This is a genomic window from Nocardioides acrostichi, assembly GCF_015319165.1.
In the GTDB taxonomy this organism is placed as follows: Bacteria; Actinomycetota; Actinomycetes; order Propionibacteriales; family Nocardioidaceae; genus Nocardioides; species Nocardioides acrostichi.
This window is the reverse complement of the sequence record NZ_JADIVZ010000001.1, coordinates 88,952-105,746: the sequence shown is the minus strand read 5'-3', so window position 1 is coordinate 105,746 and position 16,795 is coordinate 88,952. Positions and strand designations below refer to the sequence as shown.

Below are 16,795 nucleotides of genomic sequence, written 5' to 3'. Positions count from 1 at the left end.
CGAAGGCGACCTAGAAGGCTGAGCGGTCGTCGAGCAGCGGCAACGCCGCCAGCCGGGATGCCAGGTGCGTCAGGAGACGACGGCGAGGACGTCGCGGGCGGAGAGGATCAGGTACTCCTCGCCGGCGTACTTGACCTCGGTGCCGCCGTACTTGCTGTAGATGACCTTGTCGCCGATGGCGACGTCGAGCGGGACGCGGTTGCCGTTGTCGTCGATGCGGCCGGGACCGATCGAGAGGACCTCGCCCTCCTGGGGCTTCTCCTTGGCGGTGTCCGGGATGACCAGGCCGGAGGCGGTGGTCTGCTCGGCGTCGAGCGGCTTGACGACGATCCGGTCCTCGAGGGGCTTGATGTTGACCGACATGTACGTCGACCTCCACTTTCTCAGATTGAGTGGTTCACGTCTGGTTGCCTGCGGGTGGCCGGGGCGCCGTCGCGGGGGTCGCTCCGGGAGCAGGCGAGCTGGCACACTCACCGGGAGAGTGCCAATCCAGAAACTAGCACTCACCTGAGTGGAGTGCCAGAGTCGGGGCCTCAGTAGACCTGGAGCGACCAGGTCAACGGCACCACGCACGCGTCGCGCGCGAAGTCGGCACGCAGCGTGAGCTCGCCACGTGCCAACGAGTCGGTCTCCCAGACCACGCGGTCGCGGCCATGCGTCTCGGTGTCCGGGCCCACCTGCTCGACGTCCTCGGGCTTCGCACCCTCGAAGCGATAGGTCACCGGACCCATCTCACCCGTGCCCGAGCACCCGACCCGGACGCGACCGCCATCGGCGGTCGGCTCGTCGGGCCGCACGGTCGACTCCACGACCAGCCAGGCTCGATCACGGCTCGACACCCAGCCCAGACCGGGCACGTAGGGCGTCTTGCTGACCTGCACCAGGCACTGGCCGTTGAGGTCGTCGAGCACCTGACCCCGGGTCGCCGGGGCACCGCAGTCGATGTAGCTGGTGCCCAGCTCGCTGCGTCGGGAGTAGAGCATGGCCGCCGCGCCTTCGGACTGGTCGAGGTCGTCGACCTCCTTGACCTGGCGCAGGCCGTCGTAGTCGACCGCGATCGCCAGGTCGCTGCCGTCACCGGGTACCGCGACCCAGGCCGAACCGGAGACACCGAGCGTCGTCGGGTAGCCCGCGGAGTCGGCCTCGTCGATGACGATGTCGGAGAGGTCGTAGGCGTGCTCGGACTCCTGACCCGGGTCGACGACGAGCTGCACCACGGGCGTGACGGGGCGGTCGGCATCGAGCATGGCGGCCCACCCCGTGCCGATGGCCAGGGAGTAGCTCACTCCAACGAGCGTGTTGCCGTCGCTGGCGCCCAGCGACTCAGGCGACCCCGGGGAGTCGTCACTGGAGTAGGGCGTCTCATCGGGTCGCGCGGTACCCACCAGGAAGTCGAGACGACCGGCCGGGGTCTCCACACTGATCAACTGGCCATCGGGGTTGCCCAGAGCGGGCACCACCTCTCCCGCCGACACCTGACGGTCGGGCTGGTCGAGGGGGTTGCTGCACGAGGCGGCCGTCATGGGCACCACCAGGAGCACAGCCCCAGCCAGGGCCCGCCTGGTCCGCCGGGCGTTCACGAGAGCACCATCGAGACGGTCTGCTGACCCCGCCACGCGGTCGGAGCACCGAGTGCACGAGCACGCGCCACGGAGCGGGCCCGGGCGTCGACGGAGCGCCGCAGCACGAGTCGGCCACGTGCGTCGTCCGGTACGGCGAAGGCCAGCACCTGGTCGACCGGGTGTTCCGAGGTGTCGCTGTCGAGCACCCCCGGATCGTCGAGGTCGACGCCCCCCAGCCGGCCGGTGAGGTCACCGACGGTGGCGTCGTAGCTCACCGACCGGCCGCCCTCGCCGTCCCAGTAGGCGGTGTCGGCGGACTCCCAGGACGACTCGACGATGACCCAGTCCTGGCCGTCCTTGCTCCAGCCCAACTCCTCGCGGTAGGGAACCCGCGTCGCGAGAACGGTGCAGACGGCCGACGAGTCGAGCGCGCCGTCGTGCCAGGAGTCCGGGCAGTTCGTGCCGTTGTGCAGGGTCGGCTCGGCCAGCAGAGCCGGCGCGTTCTGGACGTCGCTGGGTCGCAGCGCGGCCTCGACGACCTGATCGCGACCGTCGAAGTCGAGCGAGAGACCGAGCGGCGCACCCGTCGGCACCGTCACGTACCAGGTCATCGGCGCCACGTCACCCGGTGAGCGCAGCGTGCTGGGCTCACCGTCGACCAGGAGCGAGAGGGTGACGGCGTCGTCGTCCGCCTTCATGATCGACGCATCCCCGAGCACCGGCGTCTTCTGTGCCCGCACGACCACGTAGTCGAGGCCGTCGGGCGCGTGGGTCGCCAGCGGGAAGTCGTCGTCTGCGTTGCGGCCCTCGAACTCATCGAACGGGTCGCTCACCTCGACGGTCCAGATCGCCTCGGGCACCTGGAAGGTGCTGGCAGTGCCCGGGGTGTCGTCGAGCGAGGTCGGCGCGGTCACCTCGCCGGCCACGGTCCGCGGACCACCGGGCCTGCGCGAGGCGCGCCACCCCACACCGACGGCCACCACGAGCGCCACGACGGCAACGGCCGCGGCAAGAGGCACAGCTCGACGCTTCATGCGCTGGTTCTGCCCACCTCGCACCGATCCGACACCCCGGCACCTCAGCAGGCCGCCACCAGGCAGGATCGACCCATGGATCTCGACGCCTTCGCCTGGCTGCTCACCGACGACGGTCAAGGCTTGCTGCGCGAGGCCGAGGAGGTCGCGGACGCCGACCCGCTGGCCGCCCAGACCGCGCTGCGGCGTCGCGCGACACCAGAGCAGGCAGCCGCAGCGCTGACCCAGGCCACCCTGCGCCGTCGAGCCGCCCCGAAGTTCGGCGATCTCGCCGCGCGCCTCTACTTCACCCCCGACGGGCTCGAGCAGGCCACCCGGCCGAGCGTGGCCCGGCATCGGGCCGCGCGACTGGCGGCCTACGAGGCAGCGAGCCTGGTCGACCTGGGGTGCAGCATCGGCGGCGACCTCATCGCCGCCGCCGAGGCCGGCCTCGTGTGCGCCGGCGTCGACCTCGACCCCGTGCGGGTGGCGGTCGCTCGCGCCAACCTCGACGCCCTCGGCCTGCCGGGCGCGGTGAGCGTGGCCGACGCGACTGAGGTCGACCACTCCCCCTTCGCCGTCACCTTCGCCGACCCCGCCCGTCGTTCGGCGCGCGGTCGCAGCTTCGACGTCGACGACTGGACCCCGCCCTGGTCGTTCGTCGAGTCGCTGCTGCGCCGCGACGCCTGCGTGAAGGTCGCCCCCGGCATCCCGCACGACCTGGTACCTGCCGATGTCGAGGCGGAGTGGGTCAGCGACCACGGCGAGGTGAAGGAGGCCGCGCTGTGGTCGGGCGGTTTGGCCACCACCGCGCGCCGCGCCACCGTGATCGGCGACGGCGGACTCGCGACCCTCACCGAGGACGACGACCCCGGCGCCCCGGTGCGCGCGACCGGCGCGTTCCTCTACGAACCCGACGGCGCCGTCATCCGGGCGGGGCTGGTCACCGCCGTGGCCGCCGGGGTCGACGGCGGACTGCTCGACCAGCACATCGCCTACGTCACCTCCGACGCCGCGTTCCGCACCCCCTTCGCACGCGGCTATCGGGTGCGCGAGCAACTGCCCTACCGGGAGAAGCAGCTGCGCGCAGCGTTGCGCGAGCGGGGCATCGGCCGACTCACCATCAAGAAGCGTGGGGTCGACGTGGTACCCGAGCAACTGCGCAAGAGGCTGGCGCTGAGCGGTGACGCCGAGGCCACGCTGGTGCTGACGCGCGTCGCCGGACAGGGCACGGCCCTGCTCGTCGAGCCGTTCTGACCCCCGCATCCTCACCGAGTCGTCACGTGGCCTCGACGGGCCGGGTCACCAGTCGGCCGACGCCGCCTTCTCCGCACCGATGGTGGTGTCGTCGCCGTGGCCGGTGTGCACGACGGTGTCGTCGGGCAGCCCGAACAGCTTCTCCTTGATCGCTCCCTCCAGCGTGGGGCGGTCGCTGTAGGAGCGACCGGTGGCTCCCGGACCGCCGTTGAACAGCGTGTCGCCGCTGAAGAGGCAACCCAGCGCCGGGGCGTAGAAGCACACGGCGCCCGGGGCATGCCCGGGGGTGTGCAGCGCCGTGAGCGTGACGCCGCCGACCTGCACCTCGAAGCCGTCACCGAGGTCGACGTCCCACAACTCGCCCTCGGGGCCGTCGGCGCCGTCGGTGAGGTGGGTCAGGGACCACAGCGGGCGCTCGTCGGGGTGCAGCATGATCGGCGCGGTGGTGCGCTGGCGCAGGGCAGGAGCCACGCGGCAGTGGTCGTCGTGGGCGTGGGTGAGCAGGATCGCGCGCACCGCCCGGGTGCCGACGACCTCCATGATCGCGTCGACATCGTGCGGAGCGTCGATCACCACGCACTCGTTGTCGTCGCCGACGACCCAGATGTTGTTGTCGACCTCGAAGGTCTCCCCGTCGAGGGAGAAGGTGCCCGAGACGACGGCGTGGTCGACCCGCGCACTCACAAGACCACCACCGAGCGCAGCACCTCGCCGTGGTGCATCTTCTCGAACGCGGCCTCGATGTCGTCGATCCCGATCTCCTCGCTCACGAACGCGTCGAGGTCGAGCCGGCCCTGCCGGTAGAGGTCGACGAGCATCGGGAAGTCACGGTCGGGCAGGCAGTCGCCGTACCAGCTCGACTTCAGCGACCCGCCGCGGCCGAACACGTCGATGAGCGGCAGGTCGGGCACCACCATGTCGGGCGTCGGCACTCCGACGAGCACCACGGTGCCGGCGAGGTCGCGGGAGTAGAACGCCTGCTTCCAGGTCTCGGGGCGGCCGACCGCCTCGACGACGATGTCGGCACCCATGGCACCCTCGTAGACGGCCGAGCAGATCTTGGCGATCTCGATCTCGGGGTCGGCCTTCGAGGAGTCCACCGTGTGGGTGGCACCCATCGCCTTGGCCTGCTCGAGCTTCTTCGGGTCGATGTCGACCGCGATGATCGGGCTCGAGCCGGCGAGGGCCGCACCGGCGATGGCGGCCACACCCACACCGCCGCAGCCGATGACGGCGACCGAGCGGCCGCGCGTCGCGCCGCCGGTGTTGATCGCCGCGCCCAGACCGGCCATGACGCCACAGCCCAGCAGGCCCACCGCGGCCGGCCGCGCATCGGCGTCGACCTTGGTGCACTGACCGGCGGCGACGAGCGTCTTCTCGGCGAACGCGCCGATGCCCAGTGCGGGCGAGAGCTCCGTGCCGTCCTCCAGCGTCATCTTCTGCGTGGCGTTGTGGGTGGCGAAGCAGTACTGGAGGTCGCCGCGCTTGCAGGCACGGCACTCACCGCACACCGCGCGCCAGTTGAGCACCACGAAGTCGCCGGGCGCGACCTCGGTGACGCCCTCGCCGACGGCCTCGACCACGCCCGCGGCCTCATGGCCGAGCAGGAACGGGAACTCGTCGTTGATGCCGCCCTCGCGGTAGTGCAGGTCGGTGTGGCAGACCCCGCAGGCCTGCACCGCGACCACGGCCTCACCCGGACCCGGGTCGGGCACATGGATGGTGACGACCTCGACGGGCGCGCCCTTCGACTTCGCGACGACGGCCTTGACCTTCTGCATGGGCGGCTTCCTCTTCCTCGGTGGGTGATGCCGGACGTAGCAGTTCTACCCAAGCCCAAGCAGTCACCTCCGGCCACCCCCTGCCCACGCCGTGATGTCGATGCAACCTCTACGCCCCCGGCTGCGTCTGGAGCACTGAGAGGCCACCACACCCCGCGTGGGAGGAGGAGCGATGACACCAGTCGTGGACGCCAGCGCGCGCGACGTCGAGTTCACCGACTACCTCGCGGCGCGTCAAGGTGCGATGCTGCGCACCGCCTACCTCATCTGCGGCGACCAGCACCAGGCCGAGGACGTGCTCCAGACGGCCCTCGCGAAGCTGTACCTGGCGTGGGACAAGGTGCACGACAAGCACGCGGTCGACGCCTACCTGCGTCGGATCATCGCCAACGAGGCGACATCGCTGTGGCGGCGCGCCTGGCACCGCAAGGAGCGCGCCACCGACGACGTGCCCGAGGGTTCGCCCCACCACGACCGGTATGACGACGGCACGGATGACGAGCTCTGGGCGCTGGTGCAGTCGCTGCCGCGACGAGCTCGCGCGGTGATCGTCCTGCGCTACTACGAACAGCTCTCCGAGGCCGAGACAGCTGACGCACTCGGGATCAGTGTCGGGACGGTGAAGTCCCAGGCCTCACGGGCGATGGCGACGTTGCGCGAGCGCGCGCCGGCCCATCTACACCCCCGAGGAGGCGGCCATGCCTGAGCACGACCCCCTGCAGGAGACACTCCACCTGCTGCTGCGCGAGCGTGCGGACGACGTCGCGCACACTCGCTTCGGACTCGACGTCGTGCGCGGCCGTGCGCGCACCATCCACCGACGGCGCGTCGCCGGCGCCACGACGGCCGCGGCGCTGGCCGTCGTGGCGCTCGTCGTGCCGACGGCGATGCTGGTGCGAGGCGACCTGCGCGCCGACTCCGTCGACCCCGCCGGCCCCAGCCACACGCCGTCGGCGATCGACACCGCGAACCCGCAGCCCCGCGGCCCTCTGGCCTGGGCCGACCTGACCGGGCCGCCCGTGATCCACACCGATGACGGCTCGACACTCAGACCCCAGGTCGACGGCCAGCTGTTGTCGTTCGCCGCGGCCGGCGACGACCGCTGGCTGCTCCAGGTGAGCGACGACCAGGGCAGGAGCGCCGAAGCGGTGCTGATCGACGACACCGGCACGGTCGTGATGCGGCAGGCGATGGACTCGAACATGGGACTCGCCGGCTCCGACGACGAGCTGGCCGTCGCCTGGCTGGACAGCAAGCATCACGTCGTCGTCCTCAACCGGGGCGATGAGCGCCCCGAGGACTGGGGCGAGGTGCCCGACGGCAGCAAGCCGGTGGAGGTGGTGGGCTGCCCCGATGAGTGCGGCGTGGTGGTCAACGAACCGTTCGAGTTCACCATGACCCCCTACCTCGTCACGGCTGACGGCGCTTCCGGCTGGCACGGCGAGTGGCTCAGCCAGGTCACCGACGTCTCGCCCGACGGCCGGCTGGCCACGGGGCTGCTTCCGGGTAACGAGGAGAAGCTCTGCTGGGGCCTGCTCGACCTCGAGCGCAACCGGTTGGAGTGGCGCACGTGCGAGCAGGGCAACCTGACCTTCTCCCCCGACGGCAGCCGGCTTCTGGCCACGCCTCCCACCACCGACGGGTTCGGGTTCTTCACCGAGTACCTGCTCGACCTCGACGGAGGCGTGCTCGACACGATCGACGGCGGGTTCACCGGTCAGGCCTGGTCGACGTCGACCTCGTGGCTCACCGTCGACACCGCCTCGGAGGGCGCGCCCACCACCGTCGTGCGACACGACCTCGACGGCAGCACCGAGGTGCTCGACGGACCGGTGAGCGAGTCTTTCCCGTTCCTGCTGGAGACCCGCTAGCCGCCCGTCAGCGTCGGCGGCGCACCACCGGGGTGGGCGCCGTCTCGGCCCGGATCGACCGGAAGAAGCGGTGGGTGACGCGCAGCTTCGCCGACAGCCGGTGGCCGCGGTCGGCCGGCTGCGCGGTGTAGACGCACCGCTCGGTGTCGCGCCGGATCAGCCGGTCGTCACGGAACCAGCGACAGGTGTAGCGGGCGGTGTCGTCGGCCAGGAAGGCGTTGCCCACGTTGAGACGGTCGCCCACGCGCACGGTGCGTCGAAAGCCGGACACCACCGGGTCGCGCAGCGTCTGGATGCGGCGCGGGGTGAGCGCGGCGTCGACCGCTGCGTTGTGGCCAGGCGCGACGACGAGGTCACGCGCCGCGAGGACGCTGTCGGCGTCGGCGTACCACTCCGGGGCGACCCGGTCGTGCGCCTGCACGAGCAGCCGGTAGGTGCCCTCGGGGAGCGGCAGGCGGAAGTGGCCCTGCTCGTCGGCGGTCGCCGACTGGTACCCGGTCGTGGATCGCCACCTCCCGCGGTCGACCTCGGTCAGCACCTGCACGTATCCGTGACCGACGGGCAGCCCGCGTGTCGTCGTGAGCGTGCCCTCGATCGCGCCGGAGAGCCCGGTGCCGTCGAGCACGATGCCGTCGACGGGCTGCGGGGCCGAGACGTCGACCGGCTCGGCGCTCGCGGCGTCCGGGCCGCCGTACCAGCTCTCGCGACCGTCGGCGGACCACGTGTGCACCAACACGGACGCCGTGGGCACGTCGTAGACCTCGAAGCTGCCGTCGTCGGCCACCACCGCTCCCACGCCGACGCGCTGGCGGCCCGCCGGGTAGCTGGCGTCGGGCACCCAGACGTCGACGAAGGTGCGCGCCGCGCTCCGGTCGGCCACCGTGCCGCTGATCGTCGACCCGTCGGCGAGGTCGACGGCGACGTCGGTCGCACCGCCCTCGGTCACGGTGAGTACCTGAGAGGAGGCTCGGTCGGGGGTCTGGCCGGCCCACTGGGACGCTTGTTCGAATGCGGAGGCCTTGAGCCAGTACCGGCCGGGCTCGAGCGTGATACTGCGCATCCCGGCGGAGTCGGTGTCGTACCACAACTGCTCAGGCAGCGGCGTGGCCTCGGGATCCACCGCGAAGAGCTCGAGCAGCGCATCCGACGGCTCGCCGTCGACGGTGATCGCGACCCGCAACTGACCGGTGACGTCGGCGGCCACCGAGGGGCCCGTGAGCGCCGTGAGACAGAGCGCGGAACCTGCGCTGAAGGCGAGCAGGGACAGAAGCCGGCGAGCGACCACAAGAGACTCCAAGAACGACCATGACCGGCCCCCATGACACGGCACGTCAGGGTAAAGGAAATGTGGTCTGGACCACGAATCCTCGTGGCCCGCGCACCCTGGGACCGGTGTCAGCCGCGTCCGAAGGCGGCCAGGTGATGCCACACGTGCTTGACCACCTGCGGATCGTGGAGCGGGGCTGCGGCGCCCAGCAGGGCGGGCGTGAGCCGCCCGTGGGCATCGGCGATCTCGTGAGCCAGCGCCACCGACTCCGGCGTCCGGAAGGAGGGGTCGAGCGTCGACACGTCGACGACGAAGCCGGGGTGCCAGCGCACCTCGCACCCGAGGCGCCCCGCGGCCTCCTCCACCTCACCGCCCCGGAACGACGGGTCGAGGACGACGCACTCGACGTCGGCGGGCACGGCCAGGCCGCCGTGCACGTGCGCCTCGACGTAGTCGTCCAGCGGCTCCGCACCCGGCGCGACCGCGGCCTCGTCGGCCAGGCTCCGCAGCACGGGCAGCAGCGCGGGCCCGCCCACGTGGGTCGGCTCGAGGTAGGAGTCGGGGAAGCAGAACGTGCTCCGGCGACCGACCTCGGGCCCGATCACGAAGTGGGCCGACCCGAACCGCGGCGCGGCCCCCCACGGCGAGCCGAGCCGGTCCCAGGCGCCGTACACCGGGCGGTCGAGCGCGTCGCCGTCGTCGTAGCGGCCCTCGAAGAGGCGCGACTCCCATCGCCACCGACTGCCGCCCGGGTGCGCCGTCAGTCCGCCGTTGGACGTGCCGGTGACGAACTGCGACACGTACCGGCCCCGATCCGCGATCGCGCCGAGCACCGTGGTGTCGCCGAAACGCCGCTCGGGGTGGAAGTGCACGTGCACCCGAGGCACCGGAGCCGGCGGCACGCGCTCAGCCTCCCAGCCGCTCGAGCTCCTCGTCGATCAGCGCGACGTCGAGCTTGCGGAACACGGGCGCGGGCTTGCTCACCGGCGTGCCGACGACCACGGGGTGTCGGCCCCACGACGGCGCTCCCGAGTAGTCACCGGTGATGACCGGGTAGCCGGCGCCACCGTCGAGATCCTCGACCTCGTCGATGCGCGGCATGGGTGCGATCTCACCGGTGCCGCCCAGCGCGCGGTCGACCTCGTTGGCCGAGAGCGGCAGGAACGGGCTGAGCACGAGGTTGAGGTCGGCCACGCACTGGGTCATGACGTGCAGCACCGTGGCCAGCCGCTCGCGTTGCGACTCGTCCTTGAGGGTCCACGGCGCGGTGTCGGTGACGTACTTGTTCACCTCACCCACCGCGCGCATCGCCTCGTTGATGCCGGCCTTGAGGCGGTGGTGCCCCAGCAGGTCGCCCACCCTCGCGAAGGCCTGCTCGCAGGTGGCGAGCACGGCCTCGTCGATGGGCTCGAGGTCGCCGGCGGCGGGGATCTCACCGAAGTTCTTCGCCACCAGCGTGGCGGTGCGGCTGACCAGGTTGCCCCAGCCGGCGACGAGCTCGTCGTTGGTGCGGCGCACGAACTCCGACCACGTGAAGTCGGCGTCCTGCGCCTCGGGGCCGGCGGCGGCCACGAAGTAGCGGAAGGCGTCGGGCTGGTAGCGCGCCAGCAGGTCGCGTACGTAGATCACGACGCGCTTGGAGGAGGAGAACTTCTTGCCCTCCATGGTGAGGAACTCCGAGCTGACCACCTCGGTGGGCAGGTTGAGGTCGCCGTAGGAGTGCAGCGTGCCGCCGTGCGCGCCCTTGCCCGAGTAGGCCAGCAGCTCCGCAGGCCAGATCTGGCTGTGGAAGGTGATGTTGTCCTTGCCCATGAAGTAGTACGACAACGCCTCGTCCTCCCCGTGCGGCGCAGGGTTCCACCAGCGGCGCCACGCCTCGGGATCCTCGGTGCGCCGAGCCCACTCGATGGACGCCGAGAGGTAGCCGACCACGGCGTCGAACCACACGTAGAACTTCTTGGTGGGGTTCTCGGCCCAGCCCTCCAGCGGCACCGCGATGCCCCAGTCGATGTCGCGCGTCATCGAGCGGGGCCGGATCTCCTTGAGGATGTTCTGGCTGAACCGGATGACGTTGGGGCGCCAGAGCCCCGTCGCCTCGCGTTCGTCGAGCCACGCGCCGAGCGCCTCGGCCAGCGCCGGCAGGTCGAGGAAGAAGTGCTGGGTCTCGATGAACTCCGGCGTCTCGCCGTTGATCTTGCTGACCGGGTCGATGAGGTCGGCCGGGTCGAGCTGGTTGCCGCACGCGTCGCACTGGTCGCCGCGCGCGCCCGGGGTCTTGCAGATCGGGCAGGTGCCCTCGATGTAGCGGTCGGGCAGGGTGCGACCGGTGGACGGCGAGATGGCGCCGTACGTCGTGCGCTCGACGAAGTAGCCGTTGTCGTAGACACCGCGGAACAGCTCCTGCACCACGGCGTGGTGGTTGCGTGTGGTGGTGCGGGTGTAGAGGTCGTAGGAGCACCCGAGCGCGACCAGATCCTCGGCGATGAGCCGGTGGTTGCGGTCGGCGAGCTCCTGCGGGGTCAGGCCCGCCTCGTCTGCCGCGATGAGGATCGGCGTGCCGTGCTCGTCGGAGCCGGAGACCATGAGCACGTCGTGGCCGGCCATCCGCATGTACCGGCTGAAGACGTCGGAGGGCACGCCGAACCCGGCCACGTGGCCGATGTGGCGCGGACCGTTGGCGTAGGGCCAGGCGACTGCGGAGAGGACGGTGCTCATGGGCCGATCCTAGGGAGGGCCTGCCACCCGCCTCGCGCCCGCTCCGCAGGAGCGCTACTTCACCAGGCCGCCGTGCCGCTTGATGCGGCGTCGCGTGCGCTTCCGGATCCGTGGCAGCTTGCGGTAGAGCTTGATGCCCGGGCAGGCGGTGTCGTTGGTGTCGCGGTGCCCGTCGATGACGCGCAGCCTCACCCACTCCCGCTTCGGGTACTTGTCGCTGCTGTGGCTCCACACGCGGGCGCTGCCGCCAGGGCGGCGGTGGTACATGTGCAGCTTCCACGAGGCCAGCTTCACGATGGCGGTGATCGCCTTCGCCGAGGGTTTGACCTGCTCGTAGTTGCCGATGACGCAGATGCCGACCGAGGTGTCGTTGAAGCCGAGGGTGTGCGCCCCACGGATCGGGCGGTTCGGCCCGCCGGCGCGACCGACCCAGATCCGGCCGAACCGGTCGACCAGGAAGTTGTAGCCGATGTCGGACCAGCCCAGTGACTGGGTGTGGTAGGCGTAGAAGCTGCGGATCATGCCCGGCACGTCGCGTCTCGCGTAGCCGTTGCTGCTGGCGCTGTGGTGGATGTGCACCTGCTGGATGGTCCGGCAGATGACCGGGTCGTGCTCGGCCCACTTCTCGTTGGCACCCCAGTCCTTGCGGTCGCGCAGGGCGGGGCGCGGGGTGCGACGACGCGTGCGACCGTCGGCGCCGTCGGCCACGGCCTCGTCGGGCTTCTCGGCCGGGATCGAGGGCCGCACGTTCCGATCGCTCTCCCGCGGGTCGGCGTCGATGAGCACCAGGTGCAGTCGCGAGGGCTTCTCGCCCTCGACGCGCACGTCGATCGCCTGCGCGCGGCCCACCCACAACGGCTCGGTGCCCGAACGCACCTCGCCCGCGGTCTCGCCCTGGGTGCCGGGGTCGACGTCGGGGGCGTCGTCGAGGTGCCGCAGGGTGGTCCAACCGCTCCACTTCTGGCCGGTGCGCGTGCGTACCGAGAGGGCGGCGGCGGTGTCACCGTCCCACGTGAGCGCGGCGACGGAGAACGTCTCGGCCCGGCACTGGCCCGTGGTCCACCGCTGGTCGCCGTCAGCGTGCAGCAGGCCGCGCAGCGGCGTCTCGGAGGCCGGTAGCCGGCGGGCGTCTCGGGTGCGCCGCCCCGCGATGAGGGCGTCGGCAGAGCCCGCGCGCAGGACCGTGCCACCGGCCAGCACGGGCACGACGCCGGCGGTCGCCAGCACGCTCCGACGGGTCACGGCGGGGGCCGTGCGTCGCTCGGCGTTCGGGTCGGGGAGGGGAAGCTGTCCAGACATCACGCACATCTTGCGTCACATCAGTCACATCTGTCGACCGGTTCCGGCGAGTCGATGCTGCTCTGGCGCCGCTGCGTGGGGTATAAGCCAGCGGTGAGCACCCGAGCCCGGCGCACGCCGACCCCCCTCACCGGCGTCGAGCCCGCGATCTCTCCCCTGGCGCGGTGGTGGCATCGAGTCACCGGCCCCTTCTGGGTCGTCCCCGTGACCTGGTGCGTGGCCGTGGGCGTGGTCGGCCTGGCGATGCCCCGACTCGAGACGGCAGGCCTCTCCGACCATCTCTTCTTCCTCTTCCCCTCCGATGTCGAGGGCGCGCGCAGCGTCCTCGGGGCGATCGCCAGCGCCATGATCTCGGTGACCGGCCTGGTCTTCTCCAACACGATGGTCGTGCTCCAGCTCGCCAGCAGCCAGTACTCGCCGCGAGTGCTGCGCAGCTTCCTCGACGACCGGGTGACCCAGCACACCCTGGGGCTCTTCACCGGTAGCTTCGTCTATGCCCTGACCCTCATGCGCTCGCTCGGCGGCGGCAACGGCGACCCGGTGCCGCAGGTCGGGCTGGTGCTCGCCTACCTGCTCGTGCTGGCCGCCGTGGGCATGTTCTTGGCCTTCATCCACCACATCACGCAGGCGGTCGGGGTCACCAATGTGCTTCAGCGCACCGCGAACGAGACCCGCGACCTGCTGGCCCGGACCCAGGACGAGGCCCGACCCTCGCCGGCGTCCGAGGCCTGGGACGACGACGCGGCACCGTCGATCCGCCCGCACGTCGTGGTCGCCGACCACAGCGGATACCTCGACCTCGTCGACGTGCACCACCTGGTGCGCGTCGCGCACCGCCACGAGGGCCGGGTCGACGTGCTGCACCCGCTCGGCACGTTCGTCGTCGAGGGGAGCCCCGTCGCGCTCGTGCACGCCCCGGAGCTCGAGGCCGAGGCACGGGACCAGGTCGACCGCTCCGTGTGCAGTGCCCTCGAGCTGGCGCAGGAGCGCACCTTGCGGCAGGACGTCTCGTTCGGCCTGCGTCGCCTCGTCGACATCGCGGAGCGCGCTCTCTCGCCGGGGGTCAACGACCCCACGACCGCGGTCCAGGCCATCGACCAGCTGCACGACCTGCTGCGACGCATGGCGGTGGTCGACCCCACCAGCCCGCACCTGCACGACGAGGACGGTGTGCTGCGGCTGGTCACCCGCCCGTTCTCCTTCGGCGACTACCTCGACCTGGCGGTCGACGAGGTGGCGCACTGGGGGCGCGACAGCATCCAGATCCCGCGGCGCCTGACCGCGATGCTCGACGAACTCGAGGCGGCAGCCATCCCCGCACATCGCGACGCGGTGCGCGCCAAGCAGGTCGAGCTGGCGCGCGACGAGCGGGGCGGTGCGGTCAGCTGAAGTCGAGATCCCGGCTGCGGGAGCGCTTGAGCTCGCAGAAATCGGGGTTGGCCGCGAGCAGCACGGCGCCGTCCCACATCCTCCCGGCGTCCTCGCCGCGTGGGATGGCGGTCATCACGGGGCCGAAGAACGCCGAGCCGTTGACGGCGATCGTCGGGGTGCCCACCTCGTCGCCCACCTGGTCCATGCCGGCGTGGTGCGACTTCTTGATGGCGTCGTCGCGCGAGGAGTCGTCCCAGGCGTCCATCAGGTCTGCCGGCAGGTCGAGCTCGGCCAGCGCCTCGGCGATGACGTCACGCTCGGGGCCGCGCTTGTCGTGGTGGATGCGGGTGCCCATCGCGGTGTAGAGCGGCAGGGCGATCTCGTCGCCCTTCAGCTCGATCGCGGCGCGCACGACGCGGGCCGGGCCCCAGGCATCGCCGAGCTTCTCGCGGTAGTCCTCGGAGATGTCCTTGTCCTCGTTGAGGTAGGCCAGTGACATCTGGTGAAACTCCACCTCGACGTCACGCACCTTCTTCACCTCGAGGATCCACCGCGAGGTGATCCAGGCGAACGGGCAGATCGGGTCGAACCAGAAGTCAGCCTTGTCCATGACAGGACCAAGCCGTGCCGGCCGACGACTATTCCCTGGTCCGCTATTCCCTGATCCGCTATTCCCTGATCCGCTCAGCGCTTCGGCACCGTCACCCGCCGCGCCAGCCGGTCGGCATCGATGGCGTCGGTGCCGGCGTAGAGCACGCGCACGCGGTGCTCCCCCGGCTCCAGACCGCGGACGCCGAGCCGGATCACACCGTCCACGAGCTGCCCGGTGGTCTCCAGGCCCTCGCCGCCACCGTCGATCTTCACCGTCACGGGGCCGTCGGGGGTGGCGACACCCGGAGCGTCGACGGCGGCGTGCACGACGATCTTGCGCACGATGTGCCTCTTCGTCGACTTCTTCTTCACGCCGCGGTGCAACGCCTTGCCCACGACGTCGGCCGTGAGCTCCGAGGAGGTGGTGACCAGGTCGTCGTCACCCAGGTCGGTGGTGACGGTGTCGTACCCCTCCTTCACGCCGGCGACCCGCACGGTCACCGAGTGACCGATGTCGGCTGGTCCGAACCTGTAGACCAGGCCGTCGCCCCGGACCGCGTCGCCCGTGACCGGCTTGCCGTCGCGCAGCCAGGTGTAGGTCTCCTTGGCTCCCTGGCGGTCGTAGCTGCCCGGGTGCACGACCAGCCGCTTGCCGTAGCGCTCGGTCCCGGTGAGGGTCGGCTGCTGCGTCGCCTGCATCGGGGCCGGGCGCACCTGGTCGGCGGCGAGGTCCGTGGTCACGGTCTCGTAGCCGAGCTCGGCACCGGACACCTGCACGCTGATGGTGTGGCCGATGTCGGCGCTGCCCAGCTTGTAGCGCAGGCCGCCGTCGCGGACGGCGTCCCCGGTGACCTCCTGGCCGTCGCGGGTCCAGGTGTAGGTCTCCTGCGCGGTGTCGCGGCTGTAGCTGCCGGGGTGCACCACGAGGGTCTCGCCGAACATGGGCTTGCCGGTCAACGTCGGAGTGGTCTTGGCCCGCATCGGCCCCGGCAGCACCGCGTCGGTCGCGGGGCCGGACGCCGGCAGGTCGCGGTAGCCGTCGAGGGTCGCGGTGACGACCGGCGTCAGCGCCTTGCCCACCAGGTCGGGCGTGACCGGGAGCCGGCTGCGGGTCGCGCCGTCGATGGCCGTGCCGTCCGCGTACCACTGCACGGAGCTGGCCGACGGCACCGGGGAGTAGGAGCCCCGGCGTACGCGCAGGGTCTTGTCGACCTGGGCGGTGCCCTCGACGCGCGGGGCGTTGACCGTCTCGAGCGTGCCGGGCTGGATCTTGCGGGAGCGGTTCGAGCGGGCCGAGACCGACCCGTAGCCGTCGGCGGTGGAGGTGACCTGCACCCACACGCGCTTGCGCACCTCGCCCGGGGTCAGGGTGTAGGTGGCGTCGGTGGCGCCACCGATCGGCTTACCGGCCGCGTACCACTGCAGGGCGACGGCGCCCTTGGGGTCGTAACTGCCGACGTCCGCGGTCATGGTGCCGCCGACCGCGTTCGTTCCGCTGACGCTGGGCCGCTCGACGACCTGGGCGGAGCGGTCGCCGAGGTGGATGAACCCCGAGGGCCAGCCGGTACCCGACTTGGTGAGGCGTCGCCAGTGGAACGTGCCGTTCCACATGTCCTCGGACACCAGGATCTCGGTGGACGAGATGACCTTCTCGACGTAGGCCACGTGGCCGTTGCTGCCGGCGTACCCGTGGTACTTGTCGAACCAGGCGACGGCGCCGACCTGGGGCGTCTGGTCGGTGTACTTCGAGAGCACGTGACCCCAGTTGTAGCCGTTGCCACTCCCGTTCCACGGCTGTGGCCGCGAGGTGATGCCGGCCTGGTACATGCGGTAGGCCACGTAGTTGGTGCAGTTGTGACCCGCGTACATGTTCCAGTACATCGTGCCGTTGTGCTGGGCATAGCCAGAGTTGCCGTAGCCCGCTGCCGCACAGCCGTCGTAGCCGTTGCACAGAGCCACCTGATCGGCCTGGGCCGGCGAGGGAGCGAGGAAGGGTACGCCCATCGTCACCACTGCAGCGGTGAACGACACGCCGAGAATCGTCCGAATTCGAGTCACGGGGCGAGAG

At 71.1% G+C, this 16,795-nt stretch carries 15 protein-coding genes; 4 read left to right on the top strand and 11 right to left on the bottom strand.

The features are described 5' to 3' along the window. Positions 1-69 precede the first annotated feature (69 nt). The 3 genes from groES to ISG29_RS00530 all read right to left on the bottom strand — a co-directional run bounded on the left by groES (position 70) and on the right by ISG29_RS00530 (position 2,596). A complete protein-coding gene (groES, locus tag ISG29_RS00540) occupies positions 70-363 on the bottom strand; it encodes a co-chaperone GroES (protein WP_194501426.1) in 294 nt (97 codons plus the stop codon). Between the two features lie 170 nt (positions 364-533). Then, the gene (locus tag ISG29_RS00535) at positions 534-1,580 is read right to left on the bottom strand and encodes a hypothetical protein (RefSeq protein WP_194501425.1); all 1,047 of its coding nucleotides are present in this window, start codon (positions 1,578-1,580) and stop codon (positions 534-536) included. Next, positions 1,577-2,596 (bottom strand): hypothetical protein, encoded by a 1,020-nt coding sequence (locus ISG29_RS00530; RefSeq protein WP_194501424.1) that lies wholly within the window; start codon positions 2,594-2,596, stop codon positions 1,577-1,579. Before ISG29_RS00530 ends, ISG29_RS00535 begins: the two co-directional genes overlap by 4 nt. A gap of 75 nt (positions 2,597-2,671) precedes the next feature. Between ISG29_RS00530 and ISG29_RS00525 the strand changes: the two genes are divergently transcribed. Next, a complete protein-coding gene (locus ISG29_RS00525) occupies positions 2,672-3,832 on the top strand; it encodes a class I SAM-dependent methyltransferase (RefSeq protein WP_194501423.1) in 1,161 nt (386 codons plus the stop codon). A 45-nt stretch (positions 3,833-3,877) separates the two neighbouring features. On the opposite strand, the gene ISG29_RS00520 is transcribed toward ISG29_RS00525, so the two are convergent. Both ISG29_RS00520 and ISG29_RS00515 read right to left on the bottom strand, forming a co-directional pair. After that, positions 3,878-4,516 carry an MBL fold metallo-hydrolase gene (locus ISG29_RS00520; protein WP_194501422.1) on the bottom strand — a complete coding sequence of 213 codons (639 nt, stop codon included), beginning with the start codon at positions 4,514-4,516 and terminating at the stop codon, positions 3,878-3,880. Beyond that, positions 4,513-5,613 carry an S-(hydroxymethyl)mycothiol dehydrogenase gene (locus ISG29_RS00515; protein WP_194501421.1) on the bottom strand — a complete coding sequence of 367 codons (1,101 nt, stop codon included), beginning with the start codon at positions 5,611-5,613 and terminating at the stop codon, positions 4,513-4,515. The genes ISG29_RS00520 and ISG29_RS00515 overlap by 4 nt, the downstream gene beginning before the upstream one ends. A 172-nt stretch (positions 5,614-5,785) precedes the next feature. Here ISG29_RS00515 and ISG29_RS00510 point away from each other — a divergent pair, with 172 nt between their 5' ends. After that, positions 5,786-6,319 (top strand): SigE family RNA polymerase sigma factor, encoded by a 534-nt coding sequence (locus ISG29_RS00510; protein WP_194501420.1) that lies wholly within the window; start codon positions 5,786-5,788, stop codon positions 6,317-6,319. Further along, a complete protein-coding gene (locus ISG29_RS00505; protein WP_194501419.1) occupies positions 6,312-7,484 on the top strand; it encodes a hypothetical protein in 1,173 nt (390 codons plus the stop codon). The genes ISG29_RS00510 and ISG29_RS00505 overlap by 8 nt, the downstream gene beginning before the upstream one ends. A gap of 7 nt (positions 7,485-7,491) precedes the next feature. On the opposite strand, the gene ISG29_RS00500 is transcribed toward ISG29_RS00505, so the two are convergent. The 4 genes from ISG29_RS00500 to ISG29_RS00485 form a co-directional block, all read right to left on the bottom strand. After that, entirely contained in the window at positions 7,492-8,781 is a 1,290-nt protein-coding gene (locus ISG29_RS00500; protein WP_194501418.1) for a peptidase associated/transthyretin-like domain-containing protein, read from the bottom strand. A gap of 98 nt (positions 8,782-8,879) precedes the next feature. Further along, on the bottom strand, positions 8,880-9,653 hold the full coding sequence (locus tag ISG29_RS00495) for a DUF3626 domain-containing protein (protein ID WP_194501417.1): 774 nt from the start codon (positions 9,651-9,653) through the stop codon (positions 8,880-8,882). 4 nt (positions 9,654-9,657) lie between these two features. Then, positions 9,658-11,466 (bottom strand): methionine--tRNA ligase, encoded by a 1,809-nt coding sequence (metG, locus tag ISG29_RS00490; RefSeq protein ID WP_194501416.1) that lies wholly within the window; start codon positions 11,464-11,466, stop codon positions 9,658-9,660. A gap of 54 nt (positions 11,467-11,520) precedes the next feature. After that, the gene (locus tag ISG29_RS00485; RefSeq protein ID WP_194501415.1) at positions 11,521-12,765 is read right to left on the bottom strand and encodes an N-acetylmuramoyl-L-alanine amidase; all 1,245 of its coding nucleotides are present in this window, start codon (positions 12,763-12,765) and stop codon (positions 11,521-11,523) included. 93 nt (positions 12,766-12,858) lie between these two features. Between ISG29_RS00485 and ISG29_RS00480 the strand changes: the two genes are divergently transcribed. Then, on the top strand, positions 12,859-14,154 hold the full coding sequence (locus tag ISG29_RS00480; RefSeq protein WP_194501414.1) for a DUF2254 domain-containing protein: 1,296 nt from the start codon (positions 12,859-12,861) through the stop codon (positions 14,152-14,154). Here the strand turns inward: ISG29_RS00480 and ISG29_RS00475 are convergent. Together ISG29_RS00475 and ISG29_RS00470 are read right to left on the bottom strand one after the other, a co-directional pair. Further along, positions 14,147-14,746: a mycothiol-dependent nitroreductase Rv2466c family protein gene (locus ISG29_RS00475; protein WP_194501413.1), complete on the bottom strand. Its 600-nt coding sequence runs from the start codon at positions 14,744-14,746 to the stop codon at positions 14,147-14,149. The two genes, ISG29_RS00480 and ISG29_RS00475, sit on opposite strands and share 8 nt — an antisense overlap. A 74-nt stretch (positions 14,747-14,820) precedes the next feature. Continuing rightward, on the bottom strand, positions 14,821-16,758 hold the full coding sequence (locus tag ISG29_RS00470; protein WP_194501412.1) for a CHAP domain-containing protein: 1,938 nt from the start codon (positions 16,756-16,758) through the stop codon (positions 14,821-14,823). Positions 16,759-16,795: the final 37 nt, after the last annotated feature.